Below are 19068 nucleotides of genomic sequence, written 5' to 3'. Positions count from 1 at the left end.
CGTCGGTGAGACCAGTACCCGCCGTCAGCATGCCACCATCGGCAAGACGACCAGCGCGATCGTCACCATCGGGAAGCCGTTCACCGCTACACGCCCGCTCGGGAGTGCCGCACGCCCAGGTGGTTCTTCAGTTTCCGGGTGAGGTAGCGGGCGTCGCGGCCCACCCCGCGCAGGGTGTTGGAGGAAGGGGTGCGCTGCCACTCCAGGCCGAGAAAGCCGAGTCCTGGGTGGGTGAGGGACAGGCCCTGCGTATGCCGGGGGTAGCCGGTCTCATCGAGCGCGCCAAGCCCGTCCAGGTAGTCCAGGTGCGGCCGGTATCCGGTGGCCAGCAGCACCACGTCGACGGGCTCGCGGCTGCCGTCGGCCCACACCACCTCGTCGCCGTCGAAGCGAGTGAACATCGGGCGCCGGTCCATCCGGCCTTGGCGTAGCGCCCGGCGGTAGATGCCCTCATCCAGGACGGGAGCACCGGGCGGACTACTCACGAGACGGGCGGGGAAGCGGTCGAAGCCGGTGACGGTGAACCAGAAATGCAGGTCCTTGCCCAGGGGACGCTGATCCACGAAACGGATCGGCTTTCGGGTGGCGAGCGTTACCGAGGCGACGTCGGCGAGCTCATAGGCGATCTGGACAGCCGAGTTTCCGGCACCGACCACGATGATCCGCTTGCCCGCGTACGGGGCGGGGGCCGAATAGCCGGCGGCGTGCAGGATCTCGCCGGTGAAGTCCGCCTGACCTTGGAGGACGGGCATATAGGGGTTGGTGAAGGAGCCGCTGGCAGCGATCACACTGGGTGCCGTGAACGTGGTTCCGTCGGCTGTCCGTACGGCGAAGCCGTCTTCGCCGGCCTGCACGGCGGTGACGCGGGTGCCGGTGCGGATCTCGGCATCGAGGTGATCGGCGTAACGGGCCAGGTAGGCGGCGACCTCGTCCCGATGCGGATATCGATCCGGGTCACCAGGGAACGGCATGCCGGGCAGCGAGCTGTACCGGGCGGGCGAGAACAGGGTCAGGCTGTCGTAGTAGCGCGGCCAGGAGCCGGTGGTCTGGTCTGCCGCTTCCAGCAGCACGGGGGTCAGGCCGGCGTCCAGCAGCGTGCGGGCGGCTGCCAGGCCGGACTGGCCGCCGCCGATGACGATGGTGTCCATGGCTCCAGCATCATATTGTCATTTTCGAAAATGACAATATGATGCTGGAGGGGTGATGCTATGACCATGACGTCGAGTTCAATCGAGCTGAGCGATGCGGCGCGCGGCTTCCTCAAGGCGATGGCCAGCGATACCCGCCAGCAGATCCTGATGCTGTTCGCCGGTGGGATCGAGCTGACCGTCAACCAGGTCGCCGAGCGCATGTCGCTGGCGCAGTCGGCCACCTCCATCCACCTGGCCACGCTGCGTGACGGCGGGGTGCTGACCTCCCGGCGCGAATGGAAGACCGTCTACTACCGGGCCGATCCCGGCCGGATCGGCCGCGCACTGGCCGACCTGCAGCTCAGCCTGCAGGCGTGTTGCCCACCGGATGCCTGCCCGCCGAGCACCACCTGCGGCTAGGGCTTGATCGCCCGGATGATCGCCGAATGCATGCCGTCGGCCACCCGGTGAGCGAGATCGATCTCAACGGCGATGAATCCGGCCGCGGTCAGGCCGTCGCGATACTCCGCGATGGACAGGGCGCCCGCGATGCAGTCGGCGTAGTCCCCTCGCGCGGCCCTTTCCGCGAGGGTCAGGTGATCCTCGGCGACGACGTCGGAGACGCCGAACCGGCCGCCGGGCTTGAGCACACGGAAAGCCTCGGCGAAGACGGCGGGCTTGTCGACGGACAGGTTGATCACGCAGTTGGAGATCACGACGTCGACGCTCTGGCCGGGTAGCGGAACGGCTTCGATGGCGCCCTTGAGGAACGTGACATTGGCGGCACCGGCCTTCGCCGCGTTGGCCTCGGCCAGGGTGAGCATCTCGTCGGTCATGTCCAGGCCGTAGGCCCTGCCGGTGGAACCGACACGGCGGGCCGAGAGCAGGACGTCGATCCCTCCGCCGGAGCCGAGGTCCAGAACGGTTTCCCCGTCGTGGAGGTCGGCGACCGCGACCGGGTTGCCGCAGCCAAGGCTTGCCGCGACCGCGTCGGCGGGCAGCTCCTGGCGTTCGGCCGTGCCGTACAGGGCACTGCCGGGTGGGGCCGATTCGACGTCGGCGGGACCGCAGCCGCCGGAGCAGCACTCCAAGAGGGTGCCGCCGGTGACCGCCCGAGCCGCGGCCGCGTAGTGCGTTCTGACCTGCTCGCGCAGGTCGTCAGGCTGCGTCATGACAGCCTCCCTCGCCCATCATTGATGAGACTCTTATCTAAATAGAAGCTCATCGATTCAGGTATCGCAAGAGCACGGCCCGTTGGGGCGGACTTCCCGGATGCCGCCCCGGGCGTCGAGCGCGACCCGGCAGCAGGCGAGCACCATGTCACGCAGCCGGGCGCGAGCGCGCTGGACGCGAGACTTCATCCCCGGAACGGAGAGGCCGGTACGGCGAGCGGCCTCCGCCTGAGTGAGGCCGTCGTATTCGGTGAGGGTGATCGCTTCCCGATGGTGTCCGGGCAATCGCGACAGCATCGGATCCAGGCAGCCGGCCAGTGTCGCCAACGCGTCGAGGTCGCCCGCGCCGGAGTCCATGCTGCGATCGAGGGCGGCGCGGGTGCGCGTCCGGTCCGCGCGGAGTGCGGCCCTGTGGTAGTCGACGATGGCGTTGCGGGTGATCTGGTAGATCCATGCCTCCAGCCGCTCATTGTCGCGCACCGCATCGATGCCCCGGCCCATCTTGAGGAACACCTCCTGCACGATGTCCTCGGCATCGTCGGGTCGGTCGATGCGACGGGCGACGAAGGCGACCAGCCGTTCCCGCATCTCAAACCAGAGCCGAGCCGCATCGGCGACTTCCCGGCGAGCTTGGGGCATCAAGGTGTTGCTCCTTCCCATGGCGGAGGGGCCGGCAAGTCCGGCCCCTCCGGGTAGATCACTGGCAGCCGCAGCTGCTGGGTGCTTCGGCGGCCAGGGCGTCGGCGGGGGTGCCACAGCATTCGGCCTTGGCCTCGGGTGCGCAGCAGGTCTGCAAGGCGGTGGCGGAGCAGCAGCTCTTGGCGGGCTCCACGGCCACGGGCTCTGCGGTGGCGGACTGAGTTGCGGTCATGTCGGACCTCCATGCGATGCGAACGGATCGCCTGGGTAGACGTCGCCAGGCCGGAATGGATGCGCACCTCCGAGCCCCCAGATTAGATGATTCTCTAATTTGACAGTTCTCTAATTCATCAGGCAAGCTACAGCCTACTTAGACATTCTTCGAAGCAAGAGGTGTGCGATGGGCGCTCTGCTCCGCCGGCTCGGTCAGGTTCAGGACATCTCGTTCGACGAGGACCGCGGCGAAGTCTGCGACACCGCGTGCCACGCGAGGGCCGCGGTGGACCGCGCGCTCATCAACACCTTGCTGTTCCGCTAAGCCATCACCGATCCGGGAGAAACAGTCATGAGCGCCAGCTGCTGCGGCACCACCGCTTCCCTTGAGCTTGAGCAGACCGTGAACTCCGGCGCCACCAGCGCGCTGCCCGTCGCGGTGATCGGTGCCGGCCCAGTCGGGCTGGCCGCCGCCGCCCACTTGGCCGAACGCGGCCAGGACTTCCTTGTGCTTGAGGCCGGCGAGCAGGTCGCCGTCTCGGTCGCGAAGTGGGGGCATGTGCGGGTCTTCAGCCCGTGGAAGTACAACATCGACGCCGCCGCCCAGCGTCTGCTGCAGGCCGACGGCTGGACGGCCCCCGACCCCGACTGGCTGCCCACCGGCGCCGAACTCATCGACGACTACCTGGCGCCGCTGGCCAAGCTGTTCGGCGACAAGATACGACTCGGCGCCAGGGTCTCCGCGATCAGCCGTCTCGGCTACGACCGGGTCCGCACCAACGGCCGCGAGGACGCGCCGTTCCTCATCCGCTTGGAGAGCGGCGAGGAGCTCCAGGCCCGCGCCGTCGTCGACGCCTCCGGCACCTATACCAACCCCAACGTGCTCGGCGCCAGCGGCCTGCCGGCCCACGGAGAGAACACGGTCGGCGCCGACCACGCCCTGCCCGACGTGCTCGGCGCCGACCGGGAACGCTACGAGGGCAAGCACACCCTGGTCGTGGGAGCCGGCCACTCGGCCGCCACCACCCTGCTCGCCCTGGCCCAGCTGGAGGACACCCCGATCACCTGGGCGATCCGCGCCGGCAGTGCCGGCCGCACCTACGGCGGCGGCGACGCGGACGCCCTGCCCGCACGCGGCGCGCTCGGTACCCGCCTGCGCGCGCACGTCGACTCCGACCGCATCCGCCTGCTGACCGGCTTCTTCGTCCACTCCGTCACCACGGACAGCGAGCAGGCAACAGTGATCAGCCGGGACCCGTCCGGAGCCGAGCAGTCCGTGACCGTGGACCGCATTGTGGCCGCCACCGGTTACCGGCCCGACCACTCCATCGCCTCCGAGCTGCGTCTCGACCTGGACCCGATCCTCGGCTCGACCAGGCAGCTCGCCCCGCTGATCGACCCCAACCAGCACTCCTGCGGCACCGTCCCGGCCCACGGCGCCGACGAGCTGGCGCACCCCGAGCCCGGCTACTACGCGGTCGGCGTCAAAAGCTATGGCCGGGCGCCGACCTTCCTGATGGCCACCGGCTATGAGCAGGTCCGCTCGGTCGTCGCCGCCCTGGCCGGCGATTGGGAGGCAGCGCGCAATGTCCAGCTCGACCTGCCCGAGACCGGCGTCTGCTCCTCCAGCCTGGCCGAGGCCCAGGAACAGCGCCTCGGCCTGGCCACCGGCATCAGCGGCGGCCTGCTGGCCGCCCCGCTCCCGCTGGCCACCGTCTCCGCCTCCAACGGCGGCGGCTGCTGCGGCTGAGAGCAGGGATCACCATGTCAGACGGATACCCCACCGCCGCCCAGAAGGAGCCTTGCGCCTCATCTGCGACCACGGCCGGCTGGACACCGAGCGGCTGGGCCGACACCTGGTCGGCGCCCGGCGATCGAGCACCAACCCGGGTTACGCCCGAGCGATCGCCCACATGGCAGGCACCCTGACCTGGCGCCTGCAAGCCCAGGGCTTCGTCACCGAAGCCGAGGGCGCCTGGGCGACGACGGCAAGCGGAAGGACCCTCATCTCCTGTTCCAGCGAGCGCGAATGAGCTCCACCGCCGAGACCGCCGCCCCCGACCTCGGGGGCGGCGGTCAGCCGCGTTTCCGGCACGGCTGGCAGATTGTCGCCGCACTGGCCGTCACCCAGCCCGCCGGCCATGGCGTGCTCTACTACGCCTTCTCGGTCTTCCTCGCCCCCATGGCCCGTGAGCTGCGCGCTTCCAATGCCCAGGTCGCTGCCACGCTCACCCTGTCGGTCCTGATCGCCATCTTCTCCGTCGCCGACAAGGCCCTGGCCCCGCTTGGAGCGGTCGCACTCGCCCAGGCCGTCGGCTATGGCCGGGTGATGGGTGTGGTGGCCCTGGCCTGCACGACCGCTGCGTTGACCCTGGTCGCCTACCATCGCGTATAATTTAGATAGATTTCGAAGTAAGGAGTCTCGTATGACCGCCGTGACGATCCAGTGCTGCGCGCCGATCGCGCGTGAGCCGCTGTCGGAGACCGACGCGGCCGAACTGGCGGTCATGCTCAAGGCGGTCGCCGACCCGGTACGGCTGCGCCTGCTGTCGATGATCGGCTCCCACGCCGGTGGCGAGGCCTGCGTGTGCGACCTGACCGACGCCTTCGACCTGACCGCCCCCACGATCTCCCACCACCTCAAGGTGCTGCGCACCGCCGGACTGATCAACAGCGAACGGCGCGGCACCTGGGTCTACTACTGGATCATCCCCGAAGCGGTGAACAAGCTGGGCGCCCTCTTCGCACCGCTGACCGAACCCGCCTCCAGCAGGCCGGTCGACCTGCAGCTCACCACCGTATGAGCGAGGCTCCACGCCCCGTCGACGTTCTGGTCATCGGCGGCGGCCAAGCCGGCCTGGCCGCCGGCTACTACCTGCGCCGGGCCAAGGCCGATTTCGTCATCCTCGACGCCCAGGATGCCCCGGGTGGGGCCTGGCGGCATGCCTGGCCGTCGCTGCGGTTGTTCTCGCCCGCCCAGTACAGCTCGCTGCCCGGCCGGATGATGCCCGTGCCCGCGGATGGCGGCTACCCCAGCGCCGCGGACACGGTCGCCTACCTCACCGACTACGAGCACCGCTACGCCCTGCCCATCGTCCGGCCGACCACCGTACACGCCGTACGGCGGGGCCACGAGCGGCTTCTGGTGGAGACCGATCACGGCACCTGGCACGCCCGGGTCGTGATCAGCGCCACCGGCACCTGGTGGCGTCCCCACGTCCCGCACTATCCGGGCATTCGCGACTTCCGCGGCGAGCAGCTCCACACCACCGGCTACCGCGGCCCCGAGCCGTTCGCGGGCAAGCACGTGCTGATCGTGGGCGGCGCCAACTCGGCCGCGCAGATCCTCGCCGAGGTCTCCACCGTCACCGGCACCACCTGGGCCACCCTTCGGCCACCCCGCCTGCTACCCGACGAGGTGGACGGCAGAGCGCTGTTCGACCTGGCCACCCGCCGCCACCGTGCCGCGCTCACCGGTGAGGCGACGACCGGGATCGGCGGCCTGGGCGACATCGTCGCAATACCCGCGGTCCGTGAGGCCCGCGACCGCGGCGTGCTCAAGGCCGAGCCGATGTTCAGCCGGATCATCCCCGAGGGCGTCGCCTGGCGCGACGGAAGCGCCCTGAGCTGCGATGTCATCATCTGGTGCACCGGTTTCCGTCCCACCCTCGGCCATCTGACCCCACTGCGCCTGCGCGGCCCAGATGGCATCATTCCCACCGAAGGCACCCGCGTGCTCGGCGAGTCTGGGCTGTATCTGCTCGGCTACGGAGACTGGACCGGCCCCGCCTCCGCCACGCTGATCGGCGCCGGCCGCACCGCCAAAGGCACCGTCACCGAGATCATGCGGCAGCTCGAAGTCTGATCACGACTCCTGGTGCCCGACGGGCACCGAGACGATCGTGGCGGCGGCCAGCAGACCGGGGATCACCGACAGCGCGATCGCCCACCGCACCCCAAGCAGAGCGACGAGCCCAAGGGCGAGCAGCGGCCCGAGCACCGCGCCCAGGTTGTCCATCATCCACTCGAAGCCGTATGCCCTGCCGTACGCCGAGGCGGGCACCACGTCGGCCAGCAGCGCATTGCGCGCCGGAACCCGCAGGCCGCGCGCGGTCCAGGCGACGGCTTTCAGCAGACCCACCTGTCAGACCGAGCCGGCGAAGCCGATCAGTGAGCCGAGCACGGCTGTGGTGGAATAGCCGCCGACCGCTACCGCCCGGCGCCTACCTGGATCATCGGCAAGGGCACTGCAGGCGAACCGGGCGGTGCCCGCCAGCGCGTCGGAGATGCCCTCGATCAGACCGAGTGCTACGGCGGGAGCGCCGAGTGTCGAGGTGAGCAGGCTCGGCAGCAGCGCGATCGGCGCGAGGCCTTCGGCCAGGTGATCCGGATCATCGTCGCCGCACCCGGCTCGGCGCTGGGCCGCTACCCCGAGGGCAACACCGGCCGCGCCACGGTTCCACTGACCCAACCCCAGCCGGTGCCCACGGATCTGGCCGCGCTGTTGGCGGGCTGAACCGCCTGCCCTCGCTAGCAGCGCAGGCAGCGCAGGAGGGGGTCCGTACGCACCGGGGTGAAGGGTGCCTGCCGACAGCCCGGGGTCACTCGTCCGACTGGAACTGATACGTGGCCGGAGGTGTGAACGACGGGTCGGGCTTGCCGTACATCAGGGCCACCTGTATGTGCGGCTTCAGCACGATCGCGGCCGGGTCGCCGCCGACCTGCTTGCCGTTGACATAAGCGGCCAGAGTCTTGCCGTTGCCAGTCTTAAGTGCGCCGATCTGGCTGGGGGTCAGGGTGACGCCCCACTGGGTGAAGACCTGGCCGAGGGTGTAGATATCGCCTTTGGCGTGGGCCTCGATGTGGATCACCGCGTGTCATGGGTGTGCAGGGCCGTCATGTCCCCCGTCCGGGGATCGATGCCGATGTCGGCGGCCACGGGGGCCGGTTTGCCGTCCACGAAGATGTGGAGGTGGGCGTGGTAATGCTCGACCATGCCCATCGGTCCAATGCTCAGGCCCGCCACTTTGACTCCGGGGTACGGATCGGCGGATGAGCCGCGCCATGGATGAAGGCGGCATGACCCACGTACGGCCTCGCGACGCTGGGCCACCTCGGCCTCATCTACCTGGCCACAGCGGTGTTCGCCGTGGGCGCGCTGGTGGCGCTCAAGCCGATGCTGCGAGCACGGCGAACCTGATCAGGGGGCGGAGAGAGTCGGGTCAGGCCTGGGCGGCGAGTCAGAGGGATCGCGGGCCCGCCGGAAGCGGCCGGACCGAACCGAGGGGCGCTGCAGTCCAGGTGGATCGGGCTTTCAGTGAGGGCGGGAGGGGTCATCGCCGGCCCCTGGGATGGGTTTCGCGCATCCGGACGGCGACGATCAGCCCTGAGGCCGCGGTGAGGGCGGCCACCGTCCAGATCGCCGCCGCGATGCCCCACAGGTCGGCGATGAGCCCGGCCAGCAGCGCGCCGACCGCGAAGCCGCCGTCGCGCCACAGCCGGTAGACGCCGACCGCCCGGGCCCGCCACGCCGGGTGGGCGACGTCGCCGATGACCGCCAGCAGCGTCGGGTACACCAGAGCCGTGCCCACCCCGAGCAGCACCTGCGCCATCGCCCACACGGTGAAGGTGTCGCCGAGGGCGACCGCGGCGATCGCCGCGGCCTGCAGCAGCATCCCTGAGGTGATCAGGTGCTTGCGGCCGATGCGGTCCGACCACCAGCCGGTGGCCATCTGCCCCACCCCCCACACGGCCGGATACAGCGCGCCCAACACCCCGATCTCCGCCACGCTCAACCCCCGGGCGGCGAAGATCAGCGGGAAGATGCCCCAGGCCAGAGCGTCGTTGAGGTTGTTGACCATTCCGGCCTGGCTGGCCGCCGACAACGACCGATCACCGACGCTGGTGCGCCAGGCGATCTGCCCGGTACTCAAATCCCCATGGTGATGGCCGCCGGTGGGATGAGCGGCGGCCTCCAGGCGGGCGTGCTCGCGGGTCTCGCGCACCACTAGGGTCGACAGGCCCAGGCCGAGCGCGGCGTAGGCAGCGCCCAGCAGGAACGGGGCCGGGCGCAGCCCGTAGGCCTCGGCCAGGTAGCCGGTGGCCAGTGCGGTGGCGGCGACCGCGCCGTACCCGGCGGCCTCGTTCAGCCCCATGGCCAGGCCGCGCCGCGCCGGCCCGGCCAGGTCGATCTTCATGATGATCGTCGTCGACCAGGTCAGCCCCTGGGAAGCGCCCAGCAGCACGTTCGCGGCCACGATCGCAGACCAGGACGGGCCCCAGGCCAGCAGCGCGGGCACCGGCAGCGCGATGAGCCACCCGGCCACCAGCACGGGTTTACGGCCGAAAGCATCCGACCATGTGCCGGCGAAGAAATTCGTGACGGCTTTGGTTGCGCCGAAGGCCAGGATGTAGGTGAGCGCGAAGGTAGCGGTCGACAGACCGAAGACGTCGTGGGCGAGCAGCGGCAGCACGATGCGCTCTTGGCCGAGCATGCCGCCGACCAGCGCGTTGACCGCGACGAGCAGGGTGAACTGGGCCAGGTTGGCGCGCAGCCCAAGCCGCAGAACCGCCGGGGAAGCGGTGGTCATGCTCCTTCCTCCAAAACCCGGCCAGTCGCTTTGGCCCAGTCGGCCGGGCCGCCGTCCAGCACCCGCACCTGGCGGTGCCCGGCGCGCTGTAGCAGGCTGGCGGCGGACATGGCGCGCTCGCCGTGCCCGCACATCACCACGGTCGGCTCGTGCGGCACCTGGCCCGCGCTGGTGGGCAGGTCGCCGAGCTCGATGTGTGCCGCCCCGGGGATGTGGCCGGCGGTGTACTCGCTGTCCTGGCGGACATCCAGCAGGCCCGCACGGTCGGTGGGGCCGATGCGGTCGGCGCTGATCAGGGGGATGGCGGTCGCCGGCCCGTCCCAGCTGCCCGCCAGCTCTCCGGCGCATGCCTCATACCCGATCTTCAATGCCTGCCAGAGAATCTCCTCGGCGTCCTGATCGGGGTTGCGGACGATGACGTACGGCCTGCCCGCATCCAGCAGCCAGCCCAGCCAGGTGGCGAACTGCTCGCGCAGCGGAATGGAGATCGCGCCGGGGATGTGGGCGGCGGCGAAGTCCCGCGCCGGCCGCACGTCGACCAGCGCCGCCCCGCCCTCCAGCAGGGCCCGCACGTGGGCGGTGCTGAGCGGTGTAAGACGGGGGTCGCCGACGATACCCGGGCCGCGGCGGTTGGCCTCGGCCAGGTGCAGGAAGTACGGCGGGAAGCTGCCCAGACCAGCCAGCAGCCGCCGGACGAAGGTCTCTTCGTCGGCTGCCTGCAGCAGTGGGTTGGCGGCCTTCTCGGCCCGGATCGTGGAGATCCGTTCGGCGCCGGGCGGCGCGGAGCAGAACGATCCGGCGCCGTGGGTGGGCCACACCGCGGTCTCCTCTGGCAGGGCGGCCAGACGGCGCAGCGACCGGTACTGGGCGCGGGCCAGTGGCTCGGTCCGCTCGGCGCCGGCCAGGTCGGTGCGGGCGGCCGAGCCGACGATGAGCGAGCCGCCGGTGAACACCCCGAGCGGGTGGCTGCCGTCCAGCAACAGAAAGGCCAGGTGCTCGCCGGTGTGGCCGGGCGTGGCCAGCGCGCGCAAGGACAACCCGCCCAGGTCGACCTCGTCGCCGTCGCGCAACCCGACATGGTCGAACGCGCGACCACCGGCCGCCGAGGCCAGCACCCGGGCGCCATCGGTGGCGGCCAGTTGGAGCGCGCCGGACAGGAAGTCGGCGTGCAGGTGGGTGTCGGCGGCGAACGCCACCCGCAGGCCACGCCGTTCTACCTCGGCGCGCAAGGCTCGCAGGTCCCGGCAGGCGTCCACGGCCAGCGCCCGCCCGTCGCCCAAGTCGACCAGGTAGGACGAGTTACCGAGCCCTTCGTCCACGATCGGAATGACCATATTGCCCTCCCAATTCACCTCTTATACACTATTCCATGGATTTATGGAGGAATATCAATGGGTGACGCAGTAGCCAAGGCGGCCCTGTTCGAGGGGTTCGCACAAGTCGGCAAGGCACTGGCCAGTGCCAAACGCCTGGAGCTGGTGGACCTGCTAGCCCAGGGGGAACGCTCGGTCGAGGCCCTGGCGCAGGCGGCAGGGCTGGGCCTGACCACGGCCTCCAACCACCTGCAGGTGCTCAAGCAGGCCGGGCTGGTCGCCACACGTAGGCAGGGGACCAAGATCTTCTACCAGCTGGCCGGCCACGACGTGGCCGCACTGTGGGCGCTGCTGCGCCAGGTCGGCTCCGCCCATTTGGCCGAGGTTGAGCGCGCCCGCGCCGCCTACCTCGGCCCCGGTGACACCGAAGAGCTCACCCGTGAGGAGCTGCAGCAGCGCATCGCCGAAGGCGGCGTCACGCTGATCGATGTGCGCCCAAGCCAGGAGTACGCGGCAGGGCACCTGCCCGGAGCGGTATCGATTCCGCTGGATGAGCTCGCCGAACGCCTGGCAGAGCTGCCCGGAGACGACACGATCGTCGCCTACTGCCGCGGCGCCTACTGCGTGCTGGCCCACGAGGCGGTACGCACGCTGACCGCCCGCGGCCGCCGCGCGGTCCGGCTGGCTGAAGGCATGCTCGAATGGCGGCTGGCCGACCTGCCCGTGGTGCGGTGACAGCGTGGCGATGAACCAGACACCCGCCAGCCCGGTCGGCAGCGCACCGGACAGCCCGCTGGTGCTGGACGGCGGCGAGCGCCGCTGCGTCCAACTGCTGATCGAGCTGCGCCGCCTCACCGAGCAGGCCGAGCCGGGCACCGTCATCCACCTGATCGCCGTCGACCCCGCCGCGCCGATCGACCTGCCCGCCTGGTGTCACCTGACCGGCCACACATATCTCGGGCCGCTTGCGGCATCGAAGCGCCCTACCTATGCCCTGCAGGTGCATACCACCCCTCGGGCGACACATGCGCAGGCCCCCTGGCGCCTTACCGACTAAGCGCGGCACGCCCACGGCCAGCAGGTGAGTACGGCGCACCCGCCCGACCAGGCAGGGCTGGTCAGATCCAGCCGATCCGCTGCTCCAGCAGTGCCTGCTGAGCGGGGTTGGCGGTCAGCTCCAAAGCACGCGCATCGGCCCTCTTTGCGTCCCTCAACATGCCCCAGGTCGCGCAGCAGCTCGGCACGGGCGGCGCAGGACAGCGGGTAGCGATCCAAAGCGCTGTGCAGGGCCTTCAGCCCGGCGATGGCGGCCTGCAGCTGATACGGCCCGGGTTGTGGTACTTGCGTGCGGTGCGGCTGAGCAGCTGAGTGGCCGCCGCGATCGCATCGCAGTCCCACAGGGAACGACCTTGATCGGCTGCAGCTGGGCCAGCTTGGTGCGGTATGTCGACTCCCGGCGCAGCACGTCCAAGCCGCGCCGGTGGGCCACGGTGAACAGCCAGGCGCCGGGCCGCTCCGGGATGCCCTCGACCGGCCAGCGCCGCAACGCCGGTTTGACAGCGTCTCGAACCAGGTCCTCAGCGGCGGAAAGTCGCCGAGAAGAGACGTCAGGGATGTGGCCAGCCGGCCCGCGTTCTCGCGCATCACGCGGGCCAGCGCCTCGCGCGTCAGCTGCTCGGTCATGACGCCGGGCGGATCTCCACCACCGGGCACGCCGACCACGACTTCGCCAGCCGCAGCGCCTCGTCCAGGTCGGCCAGCTCAGCCTCGACGTAGCCGCTGACGACCTCCTTGCCCTCGACGAACGGGCCGAGGGCATAGACATCGCTGCTATCCCGTATCGTGACCGCAATCTGGACGCCGCCCACCCGCACCGCCACCTGTGGGCTCGATCGTCGCGGCACGCACGGACGAAACCCACCCCGGGCAATGCATGGCGACCTCACGCACCGCCGATCTACGGACGTGACGCCACACCCAGGATGAAGAAGGAGACCGGTGTGCGGACCTTCGGAAGCAAGAATCGCTCCAGATGCTCCATGGTGAACCCGGCGCGCTCGATCAACGCGGCGCTGTCGCGGCCGGTGTGACAGCCGCCGGCCAGTCGCGGCCATATCGTGGCGTCCAGCAGGTCCTGCACCCGGGCCAGGCCGGGTGAATCAGCGCGGACATGTTCCAGAAAACGCAGCTGCCCGCCGGGCTTGAGCACCCGGTACATCTCCCGCAACGCAGCCGCCGGATCGGGCAGTGAGCACAGGACCAGCGACACCACTGCGGCGTCGAAGGTCTGGCCCTTTCCCGGAAGCCGGTCGGCGAGGCCACCGACCACCTCTACCGGGACCGGAGCCTCATCCGCGGCCGCCTGCGCGAGTCGGCGCAGCCGTGGTTCGGGTTCGACCGCGAGCACTCGGGCGACGGTCGGCGGATAGTGGGCGAAGGTCAGCCCATTGCCCGCACCCACCTCGATCACTTCTCCGGAAAGGTCGGCCAGCAGCCCCTGACGGAGCTCGGCCAGGCCGTGGTGTTCCATCATCTGGCTGATACGGGCGTAGAACCGAGCGAAGATCGGATGGTTCACGGGAGTCTTCGACATGACACCTTCCCTACTCATCGCCAGTTCACCAGGTCGCTGACAGCTCGGCTAACGGCTGGCGGGTTCCGTAATCGGGACCCGCAGGCCACGCGCGGTCCAGGCGGCCGCCTTCAGCAAACCGGCTTGCCAGACTGAGGCTCAGTCGGCGTCCAGCTCCGCGATCAACGTCTCGATGCGGGTGCGGATCTCGTCTTGCTACAGCGTGCTCGTCGAGCCCTGCGTGTGGGAGCCCGGCTGATCCCGTCGGGTCCGCCCCGGATGCTGCACGGCGACTGGACCGCTCGGCACGTCATCGCCAACGCCGGACGGGTGAGCGGGTTCGTCGATCTGGAGAGCGTACGAGGCGGTGATCCGCTGGCGGATGTGGCCGGCTGGTCCCTGCAGGAAGCACCTTCGCTGACCGGCGCACTGCTCACCGGCTACTTCGCGGTGCCTCCCGAGCGAGGCGTGGTGACCGCACTGGCCCTCTACCGCCTACGGATCGCCGGCTCGCTTCTGCGGTACCACGCGGCGCACGGCGACACCGCCGGAGCGCTGCTGCGTGCCCGCCAGATCGAGGCCGACCTCGCCGATCTCGCTGCTGATGACGCTCAGCCGATTCCCCGAGTCACACCACCGACCGACCCCTCGTCAAGGAGGAGACCGTGACCGTCATTCACGCCGCCGCCAGGCAGCGGCTGACCGCGGAGAACCGACCCAACGGCTGTCCCGCCTCCTCCGCCGGGATGTTCGTCATCCGGGCGGACGGCACGGCGCGCTTCGACCGGCACTATCACGACATCGGCGAATTCTGGTTCATCGCCAGCGGCAAGGGGACCGTGCCCGAGCGGCCGTGGACCGCGAAGACGAAGTGGGAGGCCTGTTCAGCTGCGGTCTCGCCCGTCAGTTCAACTACACGATGACTGTCCGCCTGCGCGCCGCCGACGCGCGGGCCGCGATCACCGCGGCCGAACAGGCACTCCTGGCCTACCAGGAGGGAGAAGAGTGGGCCTACGGGACCTGGGCGCAGATCCGCACCGGCATGGCTCACGCCTATCTCCTCCTGCATGAGCTGGACGCGGCAAGCGCCGCACTCGCTCCGGTGCTCGCCCAGCCACCCGCGCTCCGGCTGGCGACGGTGGTTACCCGGATTGCCGAGCTCGGCCGCCTTCTCACCCAGGCCCGCTACCGGGGCGATCCACTGGCACGTAGTCTGCGAGATCAGATCGATGAATATCAGATGGGGAAGCAGGCAACGCGGATACTGGAAGGCGGCGTAGGTGACCGAGCCTCGGATGCGTGATCACTGGTGGTGGCGGCCCGGCTGGCGAGTCGGCCGGCGGATGTACACCTTCCACACGACCTTCGAAGGCCAGCCCGAACTGCACCAGCTCGTCACCGGCTACCAGACGGCTCTGGACGGCCTCGGTGGCCTGGACATCATCCCGCTCGAATGGCTGCACCTGACCATGCAGGGGATCGGCTTCACCGACGAGGTGAACACCGGCGACGTCGACGCGATCGCCGCGGCGACCACATCCCGGCTGGCGTCCACAGCCCCGATCGAGCTGACCTTCACCCGCCCGGTCACCGATCCCGAGGCGCTCCAGTTCCACGTCCAGCCCGCCGACGCCATCGACAAGGTACGGCGAGCAGTCCGAGCCGCCATCGCGGAGGTGTGGGGTGAGAACCGGGTCCCCGACGGGGAGTCATGGACGCCTCATATGAGCATCGCCTACAGCAACGCGGACGGCCCCATCGAGCCATATGCCAAGGCTCTGGACAGCGTGGAGGCTGAGCCGGTCACGGTGACCGTGTCACAGATCCAGCTCATCGTCATCGACCGCGACGAACGCCTCTATCGCTGGGAAACGTACGCCACGCTCCCTTTCGGGAGTAGGGCATAGGAGCTTCTGCATGCCGAGTCCGCAGGTCGATCACCCCGCCATGTGCCTAATCCGTCCCTGCAAGCCAGCCAGCGATCACTAGCTGTCCTACCGGGCCTTAGGCGCTTTCGATCCGGCGCTGCCACCGGCCTGGTTGGCCCACCTCGCCATCAGTCTGGGCCACTTGGTCCGAGAACTCACCGGCGCGGGTTACACCGCAGGAGGCTGCCACCCACCCGCCAGTCGGGTACCTAACCTCTCAGGTCAGTACACCTAGGGCGTGTTTCAATGTGGCCACAACCACTCGTTGATACAGGCGATGTGCAGGGTCGCCTCGTAGCGGACGGCGAGCTTGTCGTATCTGGTCACGACGGCCCGGTTGCGCTTGAGCCGGTTGATCGCGCACTCCACGGCATGGCGTTCGCGGTAGTCGGTCCTGTCGAACTTGAGTGGCCGGCCGCCCCGCGAACTGCGGTTGAGCCGGTGGGCGGCCTGGTCCTTCTTCTCCGGGATCGTGCACTTGATGCCGCGCCTGCGCAGGTAGGCGCGGTTGGCGCACGAGGAGTAAGCCTTGTCCGCCCGGACCCGGTCCGGCCGGATACGCGGACGGCCTCCACGTGGCCGGGGGCACCCGGATACCCTCCAGCACCACCTTGAACTGCGGCGAGTCACCCCGCTGCCCGGCAGTGATCACCAGCGACAGCTGCATCTGGCCCTGTTCCACGGCCAGATGCAGCTTGGTGGTCAGCCCACCACGCGACCGCCCAAGCCCGTGATCCGCGGGTTCGCGGCGCACCCCACCCGGCGGCTCCTTCTGCTCATCCCCCTTTTTCTGCTCATCCCCCTTTTTCGCGCACCGGCGGCATGCTGGTGCGCGCCGGAGATGGTCGAGTCGATCGAGACATCCCAGATGATTAAGCCCTCGGAGTGGCCTGGGTCTGCAGATTGGTCACGATAAGTGCCCAGATCCCATCGCGCTGCCAGCGGCGGAACAGCCCGTACACCGTTTCCCACTTGCCATACCGCTCGGGCACATCCCGCCAAGGCGCCCCGGTCCGGGTCCGCCATCGGATCCCATCAAAGCCTCGGCAGGGGGCCGTCGCCTTTAGGCGGCGGGGAATGCCGTCCCCGCCGGGATGTCTTTCCGGTCTTTCCCCGGACCTGGGGCGGGCAATGCCGTTACATTGAGCGGGTGGCTCCTCGGGTGCGTCCCTTTTCCAGCACGGCGTCTGCCCTCGAATGCCGCGGCGTGTGCCGCCCCAGGTGCCGCCGCCCGGTCCTGGGGGATCGCGTCACGGTGCGCCGTGCGGAGGTGCTCCGGGCCAACCTGGAGGAGTTGATCGGCGTCCCGGTGAGCGGCCGTGCGTAGGTCCTATAAGTTCCTGCTGCGCCCCACCCGCCACCAGCAGATCGCGCTGGCCGCCTGTCTGGAGGACCACCGGGTCCTGTACAACGCGGCGCTGGAGCACCGGCGCACCGCCTACCGCAGGGCCGGGGTCACCGTCCGCTACGGCGACCAGTCCGGCGAGCTGAGGCACATCCGCGCCGACGACCCCGACGGGCAGGGCCGCTGGTCGTTCTCCTCCCAGCAGGCCACCCTGCGCCGCCTGCAGGCGGCGTTCACCGCCTTCTTCACCCGGGTCCGCTCCGGCCGCGCGCCCGGGGTTTCCGCGGTTCAAGGGGCGCGGCCGGTTCGACACCGTGACCTGGCCCAGGGACGGCGACGGCTGCCGGTGGGACGCCCAGCCGCACCACCCGGCCGCCACGTTCGTGCGGCTGCAGGGCATCGGGCAGGTGCGGGTGCACCGGCACCGCCGGGTCAAGGGCCGGGTGAAGACGATCAGCGTCACACGGGAGGGCTCCCGCTGGTTCGTGGTGTTGTCGTGCGCCGAGGTGCCCGCCGAGGTGCTGCCCGCCACGGGCGCGGCGGTCGGGATCGACATGGGGGTGGCCTCCCTGGTCACCACCTCAGATGGCGACCCCGTCGACAACCCGCGTCACCTGGCCGCGTCCGCGGATCGGCTCGCGGCGGCACAACGCGCTCTGGCCCGCAAAGAACGCGGGTCCACCCGGCGGCGGAAGGCCGTGGCCCGCCTTGCCGCGCTGCATGCGAAGGTGCGCCGCCAGCGGCTCGATGGCGCGCACAAGGCCGCGCTCGCGCTGGTCGGCGGCTATGACGTGATCGTGTATGAGGACCTGCGGATCGCGAACATGACCCGCAGCGCGTCCGGCACTCTCGAGGCGCCCGGCACGAACGTCGCGGCCAAGTCCGGGTTGAACCGGTCGATCCTGGATGCGGGTTGGGGGGTGTTCCTGCGGGTCCTCGCGGGCAAGGCTGAAAGCGCCGGTCGTGAGCTGATCGCAGTCAACCCCGCCAACACCTCCCGCACGTGTGCCCAATGCGGGCACTGCGCTGCGGAGAACCGTGTCAGCCAGGCGGTGTTCCGGTGTACGGCGTGCGGGCATGCCGCGCACGCCGATGTGAACGCGGCCCGCAATATTCTCCGGGCAGGGCTTGCCCTTCGTGAGGCCGCGAAAGCGGCTTAGCGAGAAGCCGCTCCCTTCAGGGAGCGGAGGAGTCACTGATGAGCTGCCGCTTCGTCCACTTCGGTGGCCGACCCGACTTCTTCCCCACCGGCAGCAACGACTCCAGGACCGCCCACTGCGCGGCGGTCAAATCACCACGACCCACACCAAGATCATCCCAGATGGATTACTCGGGCGATCCACTGCTCACAACAGGCCCTAACGTTGGCCCATGTCCGAAATGCCATCACGGGTCGAACTGCGCCCGCTCACCCTCTCCGACCAGGACGAGTTCTGCTCACTCGTGCAGGCCAGCGCTGAGCTGCACCTGCCATGGATGCAGCTGCCCGCGACCGTGGAGGAGTTCCAGGTCTGGATGCGCCGCTTCGACGATGGCACCAACCTGGGCTTTCTGATCCGTGTCCGGGAGACCGGCGCAGCCGCCGGCATGGTCAACATCAACTCGATCATCCGGGGCCGCTACCAGGGCGCGTCCCTCGGCTATGCGGCCTTCGCCCCGTCCGCGGGGCAGGGTTACATGACCGACGGGCTCACCGTCACCCTGCAGCACGCCTTCACCGACCTGCGGCTCCACCGGCTGGAGGCCAACATTCAGCCAGCGAACAAAGCATCCCTGGCCCTGGCTCAGCGCCTGGGCTTCCGTTACGAAGGGCTGTCGCCCGCCTACCTCTACATCGACGGGGCCTGGCGCGACCATGAACGCTGGTCCATCACCGCACCAAGCCCCTGGAAACCCGATCCCTCCCTTCCAGGGGTATGAGCCGCACGGCGCCGCTTATGAAACACGTCCTAGCTTGATCTTTAACCTTGGTGGCCTGCGAGGCCATCTCAGATTTCTCAATGAGACAGCCCTTGGTTGATCATTCTTCTTGTCTAGGGAAGAAGATCAATAACCAAGGGCTGTCTGCATGACTAGTGCCGCATCAGGCAACGTTCGCCCCGTTGTGACGTGTCGTCTGGTTGCGGTACCGGGCGGCGCTGGGCGGTCAGAATGGTCCCGTGGCTG

At 69.4% G+C, this 19068-nt stretch carries 28 protein-coding genes and 2 pseudogenes; 17 read left to right on the top strand and 13 right to left on the bottom strand.

Annotated elements, in window-relative coordinates:
- Positions 1 to 86 precede the first annotated feature (86 nt).
- Entirely contained in the window at positions 87 to 1148 is a 1062-nt protein-coding gene (locus ACFY2X_RS26350) for a flavin-containing monooxygenase (protein WP_389942481.1), read from the bottom strand.
- Between the two features lie 66 nt (positions 1149 to 1214).
- Here ACFY2X_RS26350 and ACFY2X_RS26345 point away from each other — a divergent pair, with 66 nt between their 5' ends.
- Positions 1215 to 1550: an ArsR/SmtB family transcription factor gene (locus tag ACFY2X_RS26345; RefSeq protein WP_389942478.1), complete on the top strand. Its 336-nt coding sequence runs from the start codon at positions 1215 to 1217 to the stop codon at positions 1548 to 1550.
- Here ACFY2X_RS26345 and arsM read toward each other — a convergent pair.
- From arsM to ACFY2X_RS26330, 3 genes are read right to left on the bottom strand one after another with little or no spacing between them, the layout of a single operon-like run.
- Complete coding sequence (gene arsM, locus ACFY2X_RS26340) at positions 1547 to 2302, bottom strand: arsenite methyltransferase (protein WP_389942475.1); 756 nt, start codon at positions 2300 to 2302, stop codon at positions 1547 to 1549. The genes ACFY2X_RS26345 and arsM overlap by 4 nt on opposite strands.
- A 57-nt stretch (positions 2303 to 2359) precedes the next feature.
- Positions 2360 to 2941: a sigma-70 family RNA polymerase sigma factor gene (locus tag ACFY2X_RS26335; protein WP_389942473.1), complete on the bottom strand. Its 582-nt coding sequence runs from the start codon at positions 2939 to 2941 to the stop codon at positions 2360 to 2362.
- Positions 2942 to 2999: 58 nt separating this feature from the next.
- On the bottom strand, positions 3000 to 3173 hold the full coding sequence (locus tag ACFY2X_RS26330; protein ID WP_389942470.1) for a hypothetical protein: 174 nt from the start codon (positions 3171 to 3173) through the stop codon (positions 3000 to 3002).
- A 168-nt stretch (positions 3174 to 3341) separates the two neighbouring features.
- On the opposite strand from ACFY2X_RS26330, the gene ACFY2X_RS26325 reads away from it, so the two are divergent.
- Genes ACFY2X_RS26325 through ACFY2X_RS26300 form a run of 6 tightly spaced genes read left to right on the top strand, consistent with a single transcriptional unit; the run spans position 3342 to position 7019 of the window.
- Entirely contained in the window at positions 3342 to 3479 is a 138-nt protein-coding gene (locus ACFY2X_RS26325; RefSeq protein WP_389942467.1) for a hypothetical protein, read from the top strand.
- A 27-nt stretch (positions 3480 to 3506) separates the two neighbouring features.
- Positions 3507 to 4904, top strand: coding sequence for an FAD-dependent oxidoreductase (locus tag ACFY2X_RS26320; RefSeq protein ID WP_389942464.1), 1398 nt, complete (start codon positions 3507 to 3509; stop codon positions 4902 to 4904).
- A gap of 52 nt (positions 4905 to 4956) precedes the next feature.
- Positions 4957 to 5187, top strand: a complete 231-nt coding sequence (locus tag ACFY2X_RS26315; RefSeq protein ID WP_389942461.1) for a hypothetical protein — start codon at positions 4957 to 4959, stop codon at positions 5185 to 5187.
- Positions 5184 to 5549 (top strand): hypothetical protein, encoded by a 366-nt coding sequence (locus ACFY2X_RS26310; RefSeq protein ID WP_389942458.1) that lies wholly within the window; start codon positions 5184 to 5186, stop codon positions 5547 to 5549. The genes ACFY2X_RS26315 and ACFY2X_RS26310 overlap by 4 nt, the downstream gene beginning before the upstream one ends.
- Before the next feature lie 31 nt (positions 5550 to 5580).
- Positions 5581 to 5958 carry a metalloregulator ArsR/SmtB family transcription factor gene (locus ACFY2X_RS26305; RefSeq protein ID WP_389942455.1) on the top strand — a complete coding sequence of 126 codons (378 nt, stop codon included), beginning with the start codon at positions 5581 to 5583 and terminating at the stop codon, positions 5956 to 5958.
- Positions 5955 to 7019, top strand: a complete 1065-nt coding sequence (locus tag ACFY2X_RS26300; protein WP_389942452.1) for an ArsO family NAD(P)H-dependent flavin-containing monooxygenase — start codon at positions 5955 to 5957, stop codon at positions 7017 to 7019. Before ACFY2X_RS26305 ends, ACFY2X_RS26300 begins: the two co-directional genes overlap by 4 nt.
- Here ACFY2X_RS26300 and ACFY2X_RS26295 read toward each other — a convergent pair whose 3' ends face one another.
- Positions 7020 to 7295, bottom strand: a complete 276-nt coding sequence (locus ACFY2X_RS26295; protein WP_389942449.1) for an MFS transporter — start codon at positions 7293 to 7295, stop codon at positions 7020 to 7022.
- 240 nt (positions 7296 to 7535) lie between these two features.
- On the opposite strand from ACFY2X_RS26295, the gene ACFY2X_RS26290 reads away from it, so the two are divergent.
- A complete protein-coding gene (locus tag ACFY2X_RS26290; protein WP_389942446.1) occupies positions 7536 to 7670 on the top strand; it encodes a DUF3703 domain-containing protein in 135 nt (44 codons plus the stop codon).
- Positions 7671 to 7755: 85 nt separating this feature from the next.
- Here the strand turns inward: ACFY2X_RS26290 and ACFY2X_RS26285 are convergent, their stop codons facing one another.
- The 4 genes from ACFY2X_RS26285 to ACFY2X_RS26270 all read right to left on the bottom strand — a co-directional run bounded on the left by ACFY2X_RS26285 (position 7756) and on the right by ACFY2X_RS26270 (position 11078).
- On the bottom strand, positions 7756 to 8025 hold the full coding sequence (locus tag ACFY2X_RS26285; RefSeq protein WP_389942443.1) for a hypothetical protein: 270 nt from the start codon (positions 8023 to 8025) through the stop codon (positions 7756 to 7758).
- The gene (locus tag ACFY2X_RS26280; protein ID WP_389942440.1) at positions 8022 to 8156 is read right to left on the bottom strand and encodes a hypothetical protein; all 135 of its coding nucleotides are present in this window, start codon (positions 8154 to 8156) and stop codon (positions 8022 to 8024) included. The genes ACFY2X_RS26285 and ACFY2X_RS26280 overlap by 4 nt, the downstream gene beginning before the upstream one ends.
- Before the next feature lie 331 nt (positions 8157 to 8487).
- Positions 8488 to 9744, bottom strand: a complete 1257-nt coding sequence (locus ACFY2X_RS26275; RefSeq protein WP_389942437.1) for an MFS transporter — start codon at positions 9742 to 9744, stop codon at positions 8488 to 8490.
- Positions 9741 to 11078, bottom strand: a complete 1338-nt coding sequence (locus ACFY2X_RS26270; RefSeq protein ID WP_389942435.1) for a rhodanese-like domain-containing protein — start codon at positions 11076 to 11078, stop codon at positions 9741 to 9743. Before ACFY2X_RS26270 ends, ACFY2X_RS26275 begins: the two co-directional genes overlap by 4 nt.
- Before the next feature lie 57 nt (positions 11079 to 11135).
- On the opposite strand from ACFY2X_RS26270, the gene ACFY2X_RS26265 reads away from it, so the two are divergent.
- Together ACFY2X_RS26265 and ACFY2X_RS26260 are read left to right on the top strand one after the other, a co-directional pair.
- Positions 11136 to 11792 carry an ArsR/SmtB family transcription factor gene (locus ACFY2X_RS26265; protein WP_389942432.1) on the top strand — a complete coding sequence of 219 codons (657 nt, stop codon included), beginning with the start codon at positions 11136 to 11138 and terminating at the stop codon, positions 11790 to 11792.
- 10 nt (positions 11793 to 11802) lie between these two features.
- Positions 11803 to 12114, top strand: coding sequence for a sulfurtransferase TusA family protein (locus ACFY2X_RS26260; protein ID WP_389942429.1), 312 nt, complete (start codon positions 11803 to 11805; stop codon positions 12112 to 12114).
- A 622-nt stretch (positions 12115 to 12736) separates the two neighbouring features.
- On the opposite strand, the gene ACFY2X_RS26255 is transcribed toward ACFY2X_RS26260, so the two are convergent.
- Entirely contained in the window at positions 12737 to 12961 is a 225-nt protein-coding gene (locus tag ACFY2X_RS26255) for a hypothetical protein (RefSeq protein WP_389942426.1), read from the bottom strand.
- Positions 12962 to 13014: 53 nt separating this feature from the next.
- Entirely contained in the window at positions 13015 to 13650 is a 636-nt protein-coding gene (locus ACFY2X_RS26250) for a class I SAM-dependent methyltransferase (protein WP_389942423.1), read from the bottom strand.
- A gap of 177 nt (positions 13651 to 13827) precedes the next feature.
- Here ACFY2X_RS26250 and ACFY2X_RS26245 point away from each other — a divergent pair.
- The 4 genes and pseudogenes from ACFY2X_RS26245 to ACFY2X_RS26230 form a co-directional block, all read left to right on the top strand.
- A pseudogene (locus tag ACFY2X_RS26245) lies at positions 13828 to 14298 on the top strand (phosphotransferase); the annotation flags it as partial.
- Positions 14295 to 14552, top strand: coding sequence for a hypothetical protein (locus tag ACFY2X_RS26240; protein WP_389942420.1), 258 nt, complete (start codon positions 14295 to 14297; stop codon positions 14550 to 14552). The pseudogene ACFY2X_RS26245 and the gene ACFY2X_RS26240, both read left to right, overlap by 4 nt.
- Entirely contained in the window at positions 14549 to 14932 is a 384-nt protein-coding gene (locus ACFY2X_RS26235) for a hypothetical protein (protein ID WP_389942417.1), read from the top strand. Before ACFY2X_RS26240 ends, ACFY2X_RS26235 begins: the two co-directional genes overlap by 4 nt.
- On the top strand, positions 14910 to 15536 hold the full coding sequence (locus ACFY2X_RS26230) for a 2'-5' RNA ligase family protein (protein WP_389942414.1): 627 nt from the start codon (positions 14910 to 14912) through the stop codon (positions 15534 to 15536). The genes ACFY2X_RS26235 and ACFY2X_RS26230 overlap by 23 nt, the downstream gene beginning before the upstream one ends.
- A gap of 264 nt (positions 15537 to 15800) precedes the next feature.
- On the opposite strand, the gene ACFY2X_RS26225 is transcribed toward ACFY2X_RS26230, so the two are convergent.
- Together ACFY2X_RS26225 and ACFY2X_RS26220 are read right to left on the bottom strand one after the other, a co-directional pair.
- Positions 15801 to 16187 carry a transposase gene (locus ACFY2X_RS26225; RefSeq protein WP_389942412.1) on the bottom strand — a complete coding sequence of 129 codons (387 nt, stop codon included), beginning with the start codon at positions 16185 to 16187 and terminating at the stop codon, positions 15801 to 15803.
- A 242-nt stretch (positions 16188 to 16429) separates the two neighbouring features.
- Entirely contained in the window at positions 16430 to 16636 is a 207-nt protein-coding gene (locus tag ACFY2X_RS26220) for a transposase (RefSeq protein ID WP_389942949.1), read from the bottom strand.
- A 240-nt stretch (positions 16637 to 16876) separates the two neighbouring features.
- Between ACFY2X_RS26220 and ACFY2X_RS26215 the strand changes: the two are divergent.
- The 3 genes and pseudogenes from ACFY2X_RS26215 to ACFY2X_RS26205 form a co-directional block, all read left to right on the top strand.
- Positions 16877 to 16945, top strand: a pseudogene (locus tag ACFY2X_RS26215) (hypothetical protein); the annotation flags it as partial.
- 271 nt (positions 16946 to 17216) lie between these two features.
- Positions 17217 to 18062: an RNA-guided endonuclease InsQ/TnpB family protein gene (locus ACFY2X_RS26210; RefSeq protein ID WP_389942409.1), complete on the top strand. Its 846-nt coding sequence runs from the start codon at positions 17217 to 17219 to the stop codon at positions 18060 to 18062.
- A 211-nt stretch (positions 18063 to 18273) separates the two neighbouring features.
- Positions 18274 to 18822, top strand: coding sequence for a GNAT family N-acetyltransferase (locus ACFY2X_RS26205; RefSeq protein WP_389942406.1), 549 nt, complete (start codon positions 18274 to 18276; stop codon positions 18820 to 18822).
- Positions 18823 to 19068 lie beyond the last annotated feature (246 nt).

Source organism: Streptosporangium sp. NPDC000396 (genome assembly GCF_042898655.1).
GTDB lineage: Bacteria > Actinomycetota > Actinomycetes > Streptosporangiales > Streptosporangiaceae > Streptosporangium.
This window is presented reverse-complemented; position numbering and strand designations above follow the sequence as displayed.